The following is a 16024-nucleotide window of genomic DNA, read 5'->3' as shown; positions in this document are numbered from 1 at the left end:
GCCCCGGGGGCGCGGTGCGGCAGCGGCGGCCCGGGGCCGGGCGCGCCGGCCGGCGCCCCGTCGCGACGGCCGGAACCCGCGGGGCGGCCTCGATGTCGGTGCCGGGTCGTACGGTGGACACCATGCGGCCCGTTTCCAAGATCGAACGCTCGGTGGCGCCTTTCGAGGTCGTCAGCCCGTACCAGCCCAGCGGCGACCAGCCCACTGCCATCGCCGACCTGGAGCGGCGCATCCGCGCCGGGGAGCAGGACGTCGTCCTCCTCGGCGCGACCGGTACGGGCAAGTCGGCCACCACCGCCTGGATGATCGAGCGGCTCCAGCGCCCCACCCTGGTGATGGCCCCCAACAAGACCCTCGCGGCCCAGCTGGCGAACGAGTTCCGCGAGCTGCTCCCGAACAACGCGGTGGAGTACTTCGTCTCGTACTACGACTACTACCAGCCCGAGGCGTACGTACCCCAGTCGGACACCTACATCGAGAAGGACTCCTCGATCAACGAGGAGGTGGAGCGGCTGCGCCACTCCGCGACGAACTCGCTGCTGACCCGGCGGGACGTGGTCGTCGTCGCCTCCGTCTCCTGCATCTACGGCCTGGGCACCCCGCAGGAGTACGTGGACCGCATGGTCAGGCTCTCCGTGGGCGAGGAGATCGACCGGGACACCCTGCTGCGCCGCTTCGTGGACATCCAGTACACGCGCAACGACCTGGCCTTCCAGCGCGGCACCTTCCGGGTCCGCGGCGACACCATCGAGATCTTCCCGGTCTACGAGGAGCTCGCCGTGCGCATCGAGATGTTCGGCGACGAGATCGAGGCCCTCTCCACCCTCCACCCGCTCACCGGCGAGATCATCAGCGACGACAGCTCGCTCTACGTCTTCCCCGCGAGCCACTACGTCGCCGGCCCCGAGCGCATGGAGCGCGCCGTCAACGACATCGAGCGGGAGCTGGAGCAGCGCCTCGCCGAGCTGGAGAAGCAGAGCAGGCTCCTGGAGGCCCAGCGGCTGCGGATGCGCACCACCTACGACATCGAGATGATGCGCCAGATCGGCTCCTGCTCGGGCATCGAGAACTACTCCATGCACTTCGACGGCCGTGAACCCGGCTCGCCCCCCAACACCCTCCTCGACTACTTCCCCGAGGACTTCCTGCTGGTCATCGACGAGTCGCATGTGACCGTGCCGCAGATCGGCGCCATGTACGAGGGCGACGCCTCGCGCAAGCGCACGCTGGTCGACCACGGCTTCCGGCTGCCGTCCGCCCTCGACAACCGGCCGCTGAAGTGGGAGGAGTTCCAGGAGCGGGTGGGGCAGACGGTCTACCTCTCGGCGACCCCGGGCGCCTACGAGCTGTCCCGCTCCGACGGCTTCGTGGAGCAGATCATCCGGCCCACCGGGCTCGTCGACCCGGAGGTGGTGGTCAAGCCCACCGAGGGCCAGATCGACGACCTGGTGCACGAGATCCGGGTGCGCACCGAGAAGGACGAGCGGGTCCTGGTCACCACGCTCACCAAGAAGATGGCCGAGGACCTCACCGACTACTTCCTCGAACTCGGCATCCAGGTCCGCTACCTGCACAGCGACGTCGACACCCTGCGCCGGGTCGAGCTGCTGCGCGAGCTGCGCGCCGGCGAGTACGACGTCCTGGTCGGCATCAACCTGCTGCGCGAGGGCCTGGACCTCCCGGAGGTGTCGCTGGTGGCCATCCTCGACGCGGACAAGGAGGGCTTCCTGCGCTCGGGCACCTCGCTCATCCAGACCATCGGCCGCGCCGCGCGCAACGTCTCCGGCCAGGTCCACATGTACGCCGACAAGATCACCCCGGCCATGGAGAAGGCGATCGAGGAGACCAACCGGCGCCGGGAGAAGCAGATCGCCTACAACACCGAGAAGGGCATCGACCCGCAGCCGCTCCGCAAGAAGATCAACGACATCGTCGCCACCATCGCCCGGGAGGAGGTGGACACGGAGGAACTCCTCGGCACCGGCTACCGCCGCACGGCCGACACCTCCGGCAAGGCGGCCGCAGCGCCGGTCCCCGCCCTCCGCAAGGGTGCGGGCAAGGGGCCCGCGGAGCCCACCGACCGCCCTGCGGCCGAACTCGCCGCCGTCATCGAGCAGATGACCGAGCGGATGAGGGCGGCGGCAGCGGAGCTCCAGTTCGAGGTGGCGGCCAGGTTGCGCGACGAGGTCGGCGAACTGAAGAAGGAGCTGCGCCAGATGAAGGAGGCGGGGCTCGCCTGAGCCCGGTGCGGAGGCAGTGTTGCAGGACCGACACAAATTCGGGCGGACGGTACTGTCCGCCCGCCCGAACTGCGTAGGGTGCACGTCAACCACCGGTGGAAGCGGTGGCCATTCCGGAGAAGGGGACAGCGCGTGACGGTCAATATGACCAAGGGGCAGGCCATCAGCCTGCAGAAGAGCGACGGGGGCACCCTCACGGCTGTCCGGATGGGGCTCGGGTGGCAGGCCGCCCCCCGGCGCGGTCTGTTCGGCTCGCGGACCCGCGAGATCGACCTGGACGCCTCGGCGGTGCTCTTCGCCGACAAGCAGCCGGTGGACGTGGTCTTCTTCCGCCACCTCGTCAGCGACGACGGCTCGGTCAAGCACACCGGCGACAACCTGGTCGGCGGCGCCGGCTCGGGCGGCGACGACGAGGCGATCCTGGTGGACCTCCAGCGGGTCCCGGTGCACATCGACCAGATCGTCTTCACGGTGAACTCGTTCACCGGCCAGACCTTCCAGGAGGTGCAGAACGCGTTCTGCCGCCTGGTCGACGAGACGAACGGGCAGGAGCTGGCCCGCTACACCCTGGACGGCGGCGGGCAGTACACGGCGCAGATCATGGCCAAGGTCCACCGGGCGGGCAGCGGCTGGCAGATGACGGCTCTCGGCAACCCGGCCAACGGCCGCACCTTCCAGGACCTGATGCCCTCGATCCTGCCGCACCTGTAACAGCGCCGGCCCGGGCGCGGTACGCCGAGCGGGGCACGCGGCTCCCGGCCCACGACCGCCGGGAGCCGCGCCGCTTCGCCTCCGGGCCGCCGCCGCCCCGGTGGGCCGGTGTCCGACCGCCTCCGGCCCACCGCCGTGCGGAGGGACGCCCGCGCGGACGCGCCCTCCGGACCGCGGTGCCCCGTCCGGGCCTGCGCCCGGGCCGCGCCGTAGCGCCCGCAGGGCGCATCGACCACCGACCAGCCGGCCACCGGCACCGCAGAGCGGCACGACGAGGGGAACAGAGCGATGACGGCCGAGCTGGTCCGCGGGCAGAACCACCCGCTGTCCCACACCCGCCTGGAGATCAGGGTGTCGACCGGCCATCCGGTCCTGGCCTGCGTCTCCTGCGCGGACGCGGGAGGGGTCACGCGCGAGGACCTGGTGGCCCACCCCGCCTCGCCCGTCCTGCCCGGTGTGGCCGTGCCCGCGGAGTCCGGCAGCACCTCGCGCTGCACCCTCGACCTGGACGCCGTCCCCGAGGGCGTGGAGCAGCTGAGCGTCCTGCTCGCCCTGCCCGGCCGGGCCGTCCCCGAGCGCTTCGGCGCCACGGCGGCCCCCTTCGTCTCGGTGGCCGCGGCCGACGGGGAGGAGCTCGCCAGCTTCACGGTGTCCGGGCTCGGCGCCGAGACCGCCGTGGTCGCCGTCGAGGTGTACCGCCGCAACGGCATCTGGAAGGTCCGGGCGGTGGGCCAGGGCTACGCGGGCGGGCTCGCCGAGTTCTTCGCCGACCAGGGGCTCGCCACCGCCCGGGAGTTCGCCGGGGCCGTCACGGCCGCGTCGGCCCCGGCCGACGCACGCACCGAGCCCGCCCGGCTGGGCACCCACGGCGACACGGCGGGCGCGTCGGCCCCCGGTGCCGGCCAGGCCCCCGCCGCGGGTGCCACCCGTCCCGGAAACACCCCCCTCGGCGACCCCGCGCCGCCGTCCGGGCCCGGCACGTCCGCCGCCGCCCCCGCGTCCGTCCCGGAGCCGGATCCGGGCCCCCGCCCCCGCGGACCGATCGACTACTCCCACCCCGGGCGCCGCACCGCGGCCCCGCCGCCTCCTCCGGCCGCCCCGGAACCCGCCGCGCCCGGCACCCCGCCGGTCCCGGTGGCCGGCGACGCGTCGGGCTGGTCCATGGAGGAGCGCCTCTACAACCAGGTGTGGGGCATGTTCGAGGACCTGGCACGTGCCGTGGCCGCCTACCGCAGCGCCGTGGAGTTCGCCGAGTCGCGGATGGACAAGGAGCTCGACCAGGCGCTGGCCGACCCGCGCGCCCGTATCGGCAGCGGTGGCGAGGCGGCACGGGCCGCCGCCCGGGCGAAGTGCGAGGAGCTCACCGACCGGGCCCGCCAGGCCCTCGACCGGGACCTGGCCCAGCTCACCGCGGAGAGCGGGGTGGTCGAGCCCGCCCTGCCCGCGGCCTACGCCCGCTGGGACAACCCCGTCTGGCACGCCTACCGCGTCCCCATGGAGATCCCGATGGCCCTGCGCATCGGCGACATCCACCTGCCGGAGGACACCCGTCTGCGCCTGCCCCTGCTCGTCCGCCTGCCCCTGGAACGGGGGCTGTGGGTGGACGGGGGGCGGTCCGGCTCGGACGCGGGCACGGCCCTGGACGAGGGCACGCTGCGCCGGCTGGCGGCCGAGACGGCCGTGGCCCTCGCCGCCCGGCTGATCGCGGTGTACCCGCCGGGTGAGTTCTCCGTCCATGTCATCGACCCGGCCGGCTCGGCGGAGGGACCCCTGGCCCCGCTGGTCGAGACGGGGGTGCTCGCCTCGCCCCCGGCGCGGGGCGCCGAGGGCGTGCGCTCGGTGCTCGCCCGGCTGACCGAGCGGGTGGACCTGGTGTCCATGGCGGTCCGCGGTGGTGCCGCCGACGCCCTCCCGCCCGGCGTGGACACCTCGGAGCAGCTGCTGATCGTCAACGACTTCCCGCACGGCTTCGACGACCGTGCGGTCAACCAGCTGCGCTATCTGGCGGACGAGGGGCCCTCCGTGGGCGTGCACCTGCTGATGGTCGCCGACCGCGAGGACGCACTCGCCTACGGCCCGGTCCTCGACCCGCTGTGGCGGTCCCTGCTGCGGATCACCCCCGTGCCGGACGACCACCTCGCCGACCCCTGGGTGCGCCACTGCTGGACCTTCGAGCCGGCCGCGGTGCCCGCCGGCAGCACGGTGCTGCACCAGGTGCTGGAGCAGGTCACCGCCGCCCGGCGCTCCTGGGGCCGCTGAAGCCGCCCCGGGGCCGGTCCGGGGGGTGCGGCCTCCAGCTCTCCGCGAGGCGGCGGGCCAGTCCCTGACCAGCTTCTTTACCCTCTTCTTTACCTTTCCTTGGTCTTCCCTGTACTGTCTCTTGGGCGGAGGGGAGTACTCCCGTCTCGCGGTGCACCCGTCAGTACGGGCCGTCCGAACGGCCCCGGGTCACCGGCCCGGCCGCATGCCGCCGGGTGGAGGAGACCTCCGGCAGCGACGACGCTGATCCATAGCCGTACGACGCCGGAGGCGCAGTGGACGTATCAATGACTGTCTGGGTGCTGACCATTCTCGGTCTGAGCGCCCTCATCGCCGTCGACTTCTTCATCGGGCGCAAGCCCCACGACGTGTCGATCAAGGAAGCCGGGATCTGGACCGTGGTCTGGATCGTGCTCGCGGTGCTGTTCGGCATCGGACTGATCCTCGCGGGCGAGACCCAGGCGTCCGGGGAGTTCTTCGCGGGCTTCATCACCGAGAAGTCGCTGAGCGTGGACAACCTCTTCGTCTTCGTCCTGATCATGGCGAAGTTCTCGGTGCCCTCCCACCTCCAGCAGCGGGTGCTGCTGATCGGTGTGCTGATCGCCCTGGTGCTCCGCGCGATCTTCATCGCGGCCGGTGCCGCGATCATCGCCAGCTTCTCCTGGGTCTTCTACATCTTCGGCGCCTTCCTCATCTACACCGCCTGGAAGCTCATCCAGGAAGCCCGTTCGGACGAGGACGAGGAGGAGTTCGAGGAGAACCGGCTGCTGAAGTCGATCGAGAAGAAGTTCGGGGTCGCCGACCGCTACCACGGCACCAAGCTCTTCATCCGGGTCAACGGCAAGCGGATCCTGACCCCCCTGATGGTCGTGATGCTGGCCATCGGCACCACGGACGTCCTCTTCGCCCTGGACTCGATCCCCGCGATCTTCGGGCTCACCCAGGACCCGTACATCGTCTTCGCCGCCAACGCCTTCGCCCTCATGGGCCTGCGGCAGCTGTACTTCCTGATCGGCGGCCTGCTCAAGAAGCTGGTGCACCTCAGCTACGGCCTGTCGGTGATCCTGGGCTTCATCGGCGTCAAGCTGGTGCTCCACGCGCTGCACGAGAGCGGTGTGCACGTGCCGGAGATCTCCATCCCCTTCTCGCTCACGGTCATCTGCGGTGTCCTGGTGATCACCACGATCACCAGCCTGATCGCCTCCAAGCGCCAGGCGGAGCGGGAGGCGGCCGCGTCCGCGGAGTCCGACGAGGCCTCCGGGGAGGGCCCCGCGAAGGACAGCGTGGACGCCTGACCGCGCACCACCCCCTACGGCGGCTCCGCCAGGCCGCCCCGAGGACGGCCCCGCCGGACCGGATGCCCCCCCCGCAGCCGGACCGGCGGGGCCGTCCGCGTCCCCGTCCCTCTCCCCCGGCCGGGGGAGAGGGACGGGGAGGCGCCCGCCCGGCATACGGTGGTGGACCCGACCACCCCGGCAGGAGGGGCGGCCCCGGCACCCGAGGACGTGACCCGCCATCGCGCTACGACAGCAACGCCCCGCGCCGCCTCCCGCCCTGGTGCTCGACCGGACCGAGACCCGGCCCGGCGCCGCCGTCCTGATCCTGCACGGCGGCCGCGCCGACGGGCCCGGGCCCCCTCCCGCGGTGAACCTGCCCGGACTGCGGATGCGCCCCTTCAGCCGCGCCCTCGCCGCGGCCACAGCCGGCCGCGGCGTCGTGCTGGGCCGGGTCCGCTACCGGTGCCGCGGCTGGAACGGGGAGCAGGCGGACGCCGGACGCGACGCCCTGAGGGCGCTCGACGAACTGGACGCGGTGCTCGGGGCCCCGGTCCCCGTGATGCTCGTCGGGCACTCCATGGGGGGCAGGGCCGCACTGCACGCCGCGGGCCACGCCCGGGTGCGCGGAGTGGTCGCCCTGGCGCCCTGGTGCCCCGCCGGCGAGCCGGTCGCCCATCTTCGGGGGCGTGACCTGGTGCTCCTCCACGGGGATCGCGACCGGGTGACCGCCGCGGCCGACTCCTGGGCGCTGGCGGGCCGTGCACGGGAGGCGGGCGCCCGGGTCTGCGCGCTGCGGATGCCGGGCGGGGACCATGCGATGCTGCGCGACGCCGGGACCTGGCACGGACTGACCACGCGCCTGGTGACGGGCCTGCTGGGGCTGTCCCCGCTGCCCCCTGCCGTGGCGGCCGGACTGGAGGGCGGGGGCGGGGAGCCGGCGGACGCCCGGACGGTGGCCGCGGGCGGCTGAGGCATACCGAGCCCGGGGAGGCGGCCCGCCGCTACCGGCCTCGGCGGCGCCACTCCGCGAGCGAGGGCCGCTCGGCGCCGAGGGCGGTGTCCTTGCCGTGGCCGGGGTGGACCCGGGTCGCGTCCGGGAGCGGGACACGAGACGGGCCCGCGCGACCGGTATCCGGTCGCGCGGGCCCTTGCGCTGCGCGGGTGGGAGACGGATGCCGGCTCACTCGGGAGCGCGGACTCGTCGCCCGGCGCAGAGCGGGCAGCCGCTAGTAGCCGAGGTCCTTCTGCTCGGTGATCAGACGTCCGGCGATGTGCAGGTTCCCGTGGGAGTCGAGCACCGCGATGATCTTCTTCGTCGAGCCGTGATGGGTCGTGAAGTAGATCTTGTCCGCCTCCTGGGAGGTGGAGTAGTTCGAGTTCACCGAGAGCTCGATGCTCACGGGGGAGCTGATGAGCACGTCCTTCTTGGGCGAGTTCGGGTAGACCTGGTTCTGCCGCAGCCTGACACGGCCGTGGGTGTCACCCTCGTCCCAGTCCGTCGCCACTCCGAGATCGATGTCAGCCATGTGGCCTCCCCCTTCAGCTCTGGTGAATGGGTCTTCGCCCGGGCCGCTGCAGAGCGCCCGGACCACGGCTGAATCTAGGCGGAGAGTGCGGGCGCCGTCGCTGAGAGTTCTGTGTATGGCTGGATTTCTGCCTGAACGGTCTCGAATCAGCATTCAGGTCGTCAAAGGGCGGAACGGCAGGAATTCGCAGGGGCAACCGGGGGCTGCCGACTGCGCCGACGCGCACGGGTGCCGCCGGCTGTGCAGGATGCGTCGTGGCTACCAGCCTCGCGCGCGCCATTCCGCGAGGTGGGGCCGTTCGGCGCCGAGGGTGGTGTCCTTGCCGTGGCCGGGGTAGACACAGCTTCTCCTCCACCCCGTCGGGCAGGCTGGTGGTGTTGCCCACGCCCCCCCCGGGAAGTCCTAGGGTCCTGTCCCTTCGTCTCCGCCGCCTGGTGGTCGGTGTGGGGCGGCCTCGCCTACAAGTTGCGCCCCGCCCTCGCCGCCCGTATGGTCCACCGACTCGATCGTGCAGATCGGGGTGACCGGCGACCGCTCGGGATGCCTCCAGGCAATCGGCTGGTGCTGCGCACCAGTTACTACGTCTACGTCGAGCACGAGTGGCAGAACCCGGAATCGTGTTTCCTGGGTGTTCCAGCTCGGCGCTGTCCGAAACCTGTGGGAAACCCGGCGGTCCCCGGACCGACCCCGCACCGCACAACCCCACCCCGAGGGCGGGCCCGGCATCACGGGCCCGCCCTCAGTCATGTCGTGCAGGGCCGGATCCCGGCAACGGTGAGCTCAAGGAATCCCCCTTACGGTCAGCCAAGACGTGACCTTGAGTAGTCGACCTTCGGTGGCCCCTGAGGTGAGCTGAGTAACCGGCCTTGTGCCTGGCTGCCCGCGCCCAAAGGTGGGGCCGGAGCGTCCGGCTAACCCGCCGCTCCCGCGAACGAGGGCATGAGTGCCTGTTCGGGTGTGAGGCCGAAGCCGAGACTGGTGCCGTAGACCGCCATGGCGAGGGCCTGAAACATCGGGGGTGGCGTGATGGCGTTGGGGTTCTTGGTGGAGACGACCTCGATCGCTGTCTGGAGCGTGGGTGAGTACATGGTGGTGGACTCGTAGCCGGCGAAGCTGCCTTCTCCGCCGATGAACCCGCCGGACTCGACGAAGCCCAGTCCGTAGCGCCACTTGCCGGGCCCGTTGTAGTTCCCCGTGAAGACGAAGGGGACCGTGTTCTTGGTCGCTTCGGCCCAGACCGCCGGCTTGAGCAGTGCACCGGTCGCCAGGGCGCGGGACCAGATCCGCATGTCCGAGAGCGTCGAGACCATGGCTCCGTGGGCCCAGAGGCACGACGCCGGGATGGCCGTCGCGTCATCGGCGGCGGTGGGTGCCTGGGTGGGGCCCACGTCGCCCAGTCCGTAGCCGTGAGTGAAGGGTGGGGTGAGGCCGTTGCCCGACGTCGGGAGCAGGGTGCGGCGGAGTCCGAGCGGCCGGGCGATGCGCTGCTGTACCGCGGTGCTCAAATCCTGGCCGCCGGCCAGCTCCACGACGCGGCCGAGCAGGTTGTAACCGTAGTTGCTGTACGACCACTTGGCTCCGGGAGCCGCGACGGGCGGGAACTTCGCCTCCGCGTCGAGGAGCTCCTCGACGGTGCAGCCGGTGGGGATCTTCCCCTGGACGGTAGGCGAGGTGAACCCGTCGGCGAGGCCGCTGGTGTGGTTGAGGAGCTGGCGGATCGTGATCCGGTCCCCGTTGGGGACTCCTGCCACCCACTTCGAGATGCGGTCCTCCAAGGCGACTTTCCCCTCGCCCACCAGCTGCAGGACGAGGTTGGCCGTGAACGTCTTGGTCTGGCTCGCGATCTTGAACTGCATGTCCGTACGGAGCGGCGCCCCCGTCGCGAGGTCGGCGACACCAGTGGCGCTGACGAAGGTTCCCTTCGGGCTCCAGATGCCGACCAGGACCCCCGGAGTGCGGTTCGTGTCCTTGAACCGGCGGACGATCTGCTTGACCTTGGCTTCGGTCGGAGCGTCGAGAGCTCCACTGCCGCTGCCGCCCGACACCGCAGTGCCGGCGTGCGGCGACTGGCAGGCCGACACTGCCAGGACTCCGAGCAGGATCAGGGCACCGAGCGAGCGTCCTCTGTACCGGCCCATGGGTCCACGACTCCCGTGTGTTGATCTCTCCGGTCCCCGGCGAGCGAGAAGTCCGGCCGTCTCGCCAGCGTCACGGGTGGGGCGGAGGTGTGCATCCGGGTCACGCCCATCGGAGTGGCGAACGGCCCGGCGAAGCCAACGCCGGTCCGTCACCCAGGGGCGCTCGCTGTCCGGGCCTCCAACCCCTGGCCGACTGAGGAACCCGTCCCGCTGACGGGCCGCGGCGGTACCGCAACCCTGCAGACGAGGCAGCGTTCGCGGTCCCGCCGACCGTCTCGCAGCGGCCTGGGAGCGTACTCGCGTCGCGTGGGCCGTCGAGGACGCCCGCCGTACGGAGGCGTGGCGCAGTCAGGATCCGGGGCTCGCCGCCGACCTCGACACGTTCGCTCGGCGCCCGGCCGCAGTCGCTGCGTACGTCACCGGTGGCCGTCGTACGTCATCGCGTTGACGTACGACGGCGACCATCAGGAGCACACCGTGCACCAGCAGCCGTACGGCTGCGCCCCCGCTCCCGTGGTGGGAGCGGGGGCGCGGTGAGGCCGGAGTCCAGGGCGGATCAGGGGTCTCGTTGGTCGCCCCGCAGTTCCAGCAGTCCTGTTCGTCAGGGACCTCGAACAGCTCCACCCAGAAGCCTTTCGGCTTGCCCCACACGGTGCGGTCGGCGCCGCAGCACCAGCACACGAACGCGAAGTGCACGTGATCCTCCCGAGTTGCTTCCGGGGGTCAGAGTGCCCGGTCCTGGGGCCGTGGGGGTGGCTATCGGACAGGACGACCCGGCCGGGGTCGGCGGGCGGCCGGGGCCGTTGCCAGGGTCACCAGCCGCGGGCGCGCCATTCCGCGAGGTGGGGGCGCTCGGCGCCGAGGGTGGTGTCCTTGCCGTGGCCGGGGTAGACCCAGGTCTCGTCCGGGAGCGGCCCGAACAGCTTCTCCTCCACCCCGTCGAGCAGGCTGGTGAACGCCCCGGGGTCCTGGTGGGTGTTGCCCACGCCCCCCGGGAACAGGCAGTCGCCGGTGAAGAGGTGCGGGTGCCCGTGCGGGTCGTCGTAGACCAGGGCGATCGACCCGGGGGTGTGGCCGACGAGATGGCGGGCGGTGAGCTCGACCCGGCCCACCCGGAGGGTGTCCCCGTCGTCCACGGCCGTGTCCGTCGGCACCGGGATGCCCTCGACGTCCTCGCGGCCCGCGCAGGTGCGGGCTCCGGTCGCCGCGACCACCTCCGCCAGCGCGCCCCAGTGGTCGGCGTGGCGGTGGGTGGTCACGACGGTGGTGATCGAGTCGTCGCCGATCAGGCGGAGCAGCGTGCCGGCCTCCGCGGCGGCGTCGATCAGCAGCTGCTCGCCGGTGGCGCGGCAGCGCAGCAGGTAGCAGTTGTTGTCCATCGGTCCCACGGCGACCTTGGAGATCATCAGGTCCGTGAGCTCGTGTACGTCCGCCGGGCCGCCGACCCGCACCGCTCCGCTGTATGTCATGACTCTCAGCCTATAGCGGGGGCAGCTTCGGCAGGGGGCCTCCCTCCGCCTTCAGCGCCGCCCCGTCGCGCCGCCCGGACAGCCAGCCCAGCACGTCGGCGGGGGCTCCGGAGACGGTGGTCGCGGGGCCCTCGGCGCCGCCGGTGCGCCACTGCCCGGCGTCCGTGACGACCAGGGTCGGGGGCACGTCGGGCCGGCCCTCGAAGCGCTGGGCGAGGAACTCGGTCTCCCGCTCCGTGAAGGCGGGGGACAGGTGCTCCAGCTCGTACCCGAGGCCGAGGTCGACGTGGTGGAGCTCGACCTCCACGAGGCGGCGGAAGGGTACCCGGGCCGCGCGGTCCGTGACGCCGTTGCGCAGCTCCACGGTGCGCTCCCAGTCGGCGGGGAGCGCGGCCTGCGCGTCGAAGCGGGCGGCGCTGTCGCGCAGGTCGTCGAGGTGGGCGTCGAGCGGCCGGACGGCGTCGCGGGCGATGTCGGCGTCGCGGGCCTCGCCGCTGGCGTACATCGGTTCGCCGCGCAGGACGTTCACCAGGGCGTCGGCGTTGCGGGAGAGATGGGCCAGCACATGGCCGCGGGTCCATCCCGGAAGCCGTGACGCTCCGGCCGCCGCGGCGTTGTCGGTACGGGAGAGCGAGTCCAGGAGCCGGTCCGTCGCCTCGCGCACGGAGGCCAGGTCATGCACATGGTTGATCATGCGCCTGACGATAGCTCCGCCACACGATCGGGTGAAGCAGGCGGTAAGCGTCCATAAATCGAATGTGCGTGCTATACGCTCGGTGGAGGCATCCTTGAAAGCCAGGCATCCATCGATCTGGCGGCCCCACGGTCCCTGAGCACTCCGGGACGGGGGCCCTGCCTCCGCTTCTCTCGAGAAAGGTGCGGACCGGCGTGGCCGACCGTCTCATCGTCCGTGGCGCGCGCGAGCACAATCTGAAGAATGTCTCGCTCGACCTCCCGCGCGACTCCCTCATCGTCTTCACCGGGCTCTCGGGGTCGGGCAAGTCGTCCCTCGCCTTCGACACGATCTTCGCCGAGGGGCAGCGGCGCTACGTCGAGTCCCTGTCCTCCTACGCCCGGCAGTTCCTCGGCCAGATGGACAAGCCGGACGTGGACTTCATCGAGGGACTGTCCCCCGCCGTCTCCATCGACCAGAAGTCCACCTCCCGCAACCCGCGGTCCACGGTCGGCACGATCACCGAGGTCTACGACTACCTCCGGCTGCTCTTCGCGCGCATCGGGAAGCCGCACTGCCCCGAGTGCCGCCGCCCCATCTCGCGCCAGTCGCCGCAGGCGATCGTCGACAAGGTCCTCGCGCTGCCCGAGGGCAGCCGCTTCCAGGTGCTGTCGCCCCTGGTGCGCGAGCGCAAGGGCGAGTTCGTCGACCTCTTCTCCGACCTCCAGACCAAGGGGTACAGCCGGGCCCGGGTCGACGGCGCCACGGTGCAGCTCGCCGACCCGCCGGCGCTGAAGAAGCAGGAGAAGCACACCATCGAGGTCGTCGTCGACCGCCTCACCGTCAAGGACAGCGCCAAGCGCCGGCTCACCGACTCGGTGGAGACGGCCCTCGGCCTCTCCGGCGGAATGGTCGTCCTCGACTTCGTCGACCTGCCCGAGGACGACCCCGAGCGCGAGCGGATGTACTCGGAGCACCTGTACTGCCCCTACGACGACCTCTCCTTCGAGGAGCTGGAGCCCCGCTCCTTCTCCTTCAACTCCCCCTTCGGAGCCTGCCCCGACTGCACGGGCATCGGCACCCGGATGGAGGTCGACCCCGAGCTGATCGTCCCCGACCCGGAGAAGTCCCTCGACGAGGGGGCCGTCCACCCCTGGTCGCACGGCCACACCAAGGAGTACTTCGGGCGGCTGATCGGCGGCCTCTCCCAGGCGCTCGGCTTCTCGACCGACATGCCCTGGGCCGGTCTGCCCGCCCGTGCCAGGAAGGCCCTGCTCCACGGGCACAAGACGCAGGTCGAGGTCCGCTACCGCAACCGCTACGGCCGCGAGCGCGCCTACACCACCCCCGCTTTCGAGGGGGCCGTGCAGTTCGTGAAGCGGCGCCACTCGGAGGCGGAGAGCGACGCCAGCAGGGAGCGCTTCGAGGGCTACATGCGCGAGGTGCCGTGCCCCACCTGCGAGGGCACCCGCCTCAAGCCGATCGTGCTCGCGGTGACCGTGATGGAGCGGTCCATCGCCGAGGTCTCCGCGATGTCCATCAGCGAGTGCGCCGAGTTCCTGGGGCGCCTGAAGCTGAACGCCCGCGACAAGAAGATCGCCGAGCGCGTCCTGAAGGAGGTCAACGAACGGCTCCGCTTCCTGGTCGACGTCGGCCTGGACTACCTCTCCCTCAACCGCGCCGCGGGAACCCTCTCCGGCGGCGAGGCCCAGCGCATCCGGCTCGCCACCCAGATCGGTTCCGGTCTCGTCGGTGTGCTCTACGTGCTCGACGAGCCGTCCATCGGCCTCCACCAGCGCGACAACCACCGGCTGATCGAGACCCTGGTGCGCCTGCGCGACATGGGCAACACCCTGATCGTCGTGGAGCACGACGAGGACACCATCAAGGTCGCGGACTGGGTCGTCGACATCGGCCCCGGGGCGGGCGAGCACGGCGGCAAGGTGGTCCACTCCGGGCCGCTGAAGGAGCTGCTGCGCACCAAGGAGTCCCTGACCGGGCAGTACCTGGCCGGCAAGCGCTCCATCCCGACGCCGGAGCAGAGGCGGCCCGTGGACCCGCAGCGGCGCCTGACGGTCCACGGCGCCCGGGAGAACAACCTCCAGGACATCGACGTCCCGTTCCCGCTCGGGGTGCTCACCGCCGTCACCGGCGTCTCCGGCTCGGGGAAGTCGACACTGGTCAACGACATCCTCTACACCCACCTCGCCCGCGAGCTGAACGGCGCGAAGTCCGTGCCCGGCCGCCACACCCGGGTGGACGGCGACGACCTGGTCGACAAGGTGGTCCACGTCGACCAGTCGCCGATCGGCCGCACGCCCCGGTCCAACCCGGCCACGTACACCGGGGTCTTCGACCACGTCCGCAAGCTCTTCGCCGAGACCATGGAGGCGAAGGTCCGCGGCTACCTGCCGGGGCGCTTCTCCTTCAACGTCAAGGGCGGGCGCTGCGAGAACTGCTCGGGCGACGGCACGATCAAGATCGAGATGAACTTCCTGCCGGACGTGTACGTCCCCTGCGAGGTCTGCCACGGAGCGCGCTACAACCGGGAGACGCTGGAGGTCCACTACAAGGGCAAGTCCATCGCCGAGGTCCTGGACATGCCCATCGAGGAGGCCCTGGAGTTCTTCGAGGCCGTCCCGACCATCTCCCGCCACCTGCGCACCCTCAACGAGGTGGGGCTCGGGTACGTCCGGCTCGGCCAGTCGGCGCCCACCCTCTCCGGCGGCGAGGCCCAGCGGGTGAAGCTGGCCTCCGAGCTCCAGAAGCGCTCGACCGGCCGCACCGTCTACGTGCTGGACGAGCCGACCACCGGCCTCCACTTCGAGGACATCAGCAAGCTGATCACGGTGCTCTCCGGTCTGGTCGACAAGGGCAACACGGTCATCGTCATCGAGCACAACCTCGATGTGATCAAGACGGCCGACTGGGTCGTCGACATGGGCCCCGAGGGCGGCAGCGGCGGCGGCACGGTGGTCGCCGAGGGCACCCCCGAGCAGGTCGCCGGGGTGCCCGCCAGCCACACCGGCAAGTTCCTGCGCGACATCCTGGACGCCGACCGGATCAGCGACGCGGCTCCCGCGGCCGGGGCCCGGACCAGGAAGACGGCGGCCCGCCGGAAGAAGTGAGCGGGCGGCCGGAGAGGGGGCCGCCGAACCCCTTCTCCGGCCGCCGGTCCCGCCGCCGGTATCGTCGGAGGCCACAGCCTCGCGACGCGGCCGACGGCGTGCGTCGACGTTCCGACCCGTGGAGTACCCATGCCCGGCCAGACGCCCGCCCGCCGCACCGTCCTGAAGGGGGCGGCCCTGGCCGGTGCCGCCGGGCTGGGCGCCGCCGCCTGCTCCACCGAGTCCAAGCTGGGCCATGCACAGGTCCCGACCCCCACGGCCCCCGTCGACCTCGGCGCCGCCGAGGCCGTGCCGGTCGGGGGCGCCCTGCTCTTCCGGGAGCAGCGGGTCGTGGTGCACCGCCCCTCCGAGGGCGAGTACCGGGCCTTCAGCGCCCAGTGCACCCACGCCGGCTGCGTCCTGGACAAGGTGGAGGGCACCGAGGGCAACTGCCCCTGCCACGGCAGCCGTTTCGACGTGACGACCGGCAGGGCCCTGGTCGGCCCGGCGACGGTGCCCCTGCCCGAGGTACCGGTGCGCGCCGAGGGCGGCCGCCTCGTCGCAGGGCCCGAGGCGTAGGGCCCGGTCGGCACGGGGCGGCCGGCCGCACACGCCGGCCCCGGG

12 protein-coding genes and 2 pseudogenes are annotated in these 16024 nt (G+C 71.8%); 7 read left to right on the top strand and 7 right to left on the bottom strand.

Features of this window, described 5'->3' with window-relative positions; genetic code table 11:
* Window positions 1-122: 122 nt before the first annotated feature.
* The 5 genes from uvrB (at window position 123) to ACGF15_RS18205 (ending at window position 7457) form a co-directional block, all read left to right on the top strand.
* Entirely contained in the window at window positions 123-2240 is a 2118-nt protein-coding gene (uvrB, locus tag ACGF15_RS18225; RefSeq protein WP_362611549.1) for an excinuclease ABC subunit UvrB, read from the top strand.
* A gap of 132 nt (window positions 2241-2372) precedes the next feature.
* A complete protein-coding gene (locus ACGF15_RS18220; protein WP_256526397.1) occupies window positions 2373-2951 on the top strand; it encodes a TerD family protein in 579 nt (192 codons plus the stop codon).
* A gap of 288 nt (window positions 2952-3239) precedes the next feature.
* A complete protein-coding gene (locus tag ACGF15_RS18215) occupies window positions 3240-5210 on the top strand; it encodes a TerD family protein (protein WP_392800091.1) in 1971 nt (656 codons plus the stop codon).
* A gap of 275 nt (window positions 5211-5485) precedes the next feature.
* Window positions 5486-6505, top strand: coding sequence for a TerC/Alx family metal homeostasis membrane protein (locus ACGF15_RS18210; RefSeq protein ID WP_345614719.1), 1020 nt, complete (start codon window positions 5486-5488; stop codon window positions 6503-6505).
* A 262-nt stretch (window positions 6506-6767) separates the two neighbouring features.
* Window positions 6768-7457, top strand: coding sequence for an alpha/beta hydrolase (locus tag ACGF15_RS18205; RefSeq protein ID WP_392800088.1), 690 nt, complete (start codon window positions 6768-6770; stop codon window positions 7455-7457).
* 31 nt (window positions 7458-7488) lie between these two features.
* On the opposite strand, the pseudogene ACGF15_RS18200 reads toward ACGF15_RS18205, so the two are convergent.
* The 7 genes and pseudogenes from ACGF15_RS18200 to ACGF15_RS18170 all read right to left on the bottom strand — a co-directional run.
* Window positions 7489-7587, bottom strand: a pseudogene (locus ACGF15_RS18200) (MBL fold metallo-hydrolase); the annotation flags it as partial.
* 126 nt (window positions 7588-7713) lie between these two features.
* The gene (locus ACGF15_RS18195; protein ID WP_345614720.1) at window positions 7714-8013 is read right to left on the bottom strand and encodes a DUF6342 family protein; all 300 of its coding nucleotides are present in this window, start codon (window positions 8011-8013) and stop codon (window positions 7714-7716) included.
* Window positions 8014-8271: 258 nt separating this feature from the next.
* Window positions 8272-8352, bottom strand: a pseudogene (locus ACGF15_RS18190) (MBL fold metallo-hydrolase); the annotation flags it as partial.
* Between the two features lie 572 nt (window positions 8353-8924).
* Window positions 8925-10151 carry a serine hydrolase domain-containing protein gene (locus tag ACGF15_RS18185; protein WP_392800084.1) on the bottom strand — a complete coding sequence of 409 codons (1227 nt, stop codon included), beginning with the start codon at window positions 10149-10151 and terminating at the stop codon, window positions 8925-8927.
* A 348-nt stretch (window positions 10152-10499) separates the two neighbouring features.
* A complete protein-coding gene (locus ACGF15_RS18180) occupies window positions 10500-10847 on the bottom strand; it encodes a hypothetical protein (RefSeq protein ID WP_362610624.1) in 348 nt (115 codons plus the stop codon).
* Between the two features lie 116 nt (window positions 10848-10963).
* Window positions 10964-11620 (bottom strand): MBL fold metallo-hydrolase, encoded by a 657-nt coding sequence (locus tag ACGF15_RS18175; protein WP_345614722.1) that lies wholly within the window; start codon window positions 11618-11620, stop codon window positions 10964-10966.
* 10 nt (window positions 11621-11630) lie between these two features.
* Window positions 11631-12314, bottom strand: a complete 684-nt coding sequence (locus ACGF15_RS18170) for a maleylpyruvate isomerase family mycothiol-dependent enzyme (RefSeq protein WP_345614723.1) — start codon at window positions 12312-12314, stop codon at window positions 11631-11633.
* Between the two features lie 194 nt (window positions 12315-12508).
* Between ACGF15_RS18170 and uvrA the strand changes: the two genes are divergently transcribed.
* Entirely contained in the window at window positions 12509-15421 is a 2913-nt protein-coding gene (gene uvrA / locus ACGF15_RS18165) for an excinuclease ABC subunit UvrA (RefSeq protein ID WP_362610627.1), read from the top strand.
* Window positions 15422-15550: 129 nt separating this feature from the next.
* Window positions 15551-15979, top strand: a complete 429-nt coding sequence (locus ACGF15_RS18160) for a Rieske (2Fe-2S) protein (protein ID WP_345614725.1) — start codon at window positions 15551-15553, stop codon at window positions 15977-15979.
* Window positions 15980-16024: the final 45 nt, after the last annotated feature.

The sequence above is a fragment of the Streptomyces sp. NPDC048001 genome, assembly GCF_043203115.1.
Classification (GTDB): domain Bacteria; phylum Actinomycetota; class Actinomycetes; order Streptomycetales; family Streptomycetaceae; genus Streptomyces; species Streptomyces sanyensis.
The sequence above is the reverse complement of the archived record's forward strand: the minus strand, read 5'-3'. Positions and strand labels throughout refer to the sequence as shown.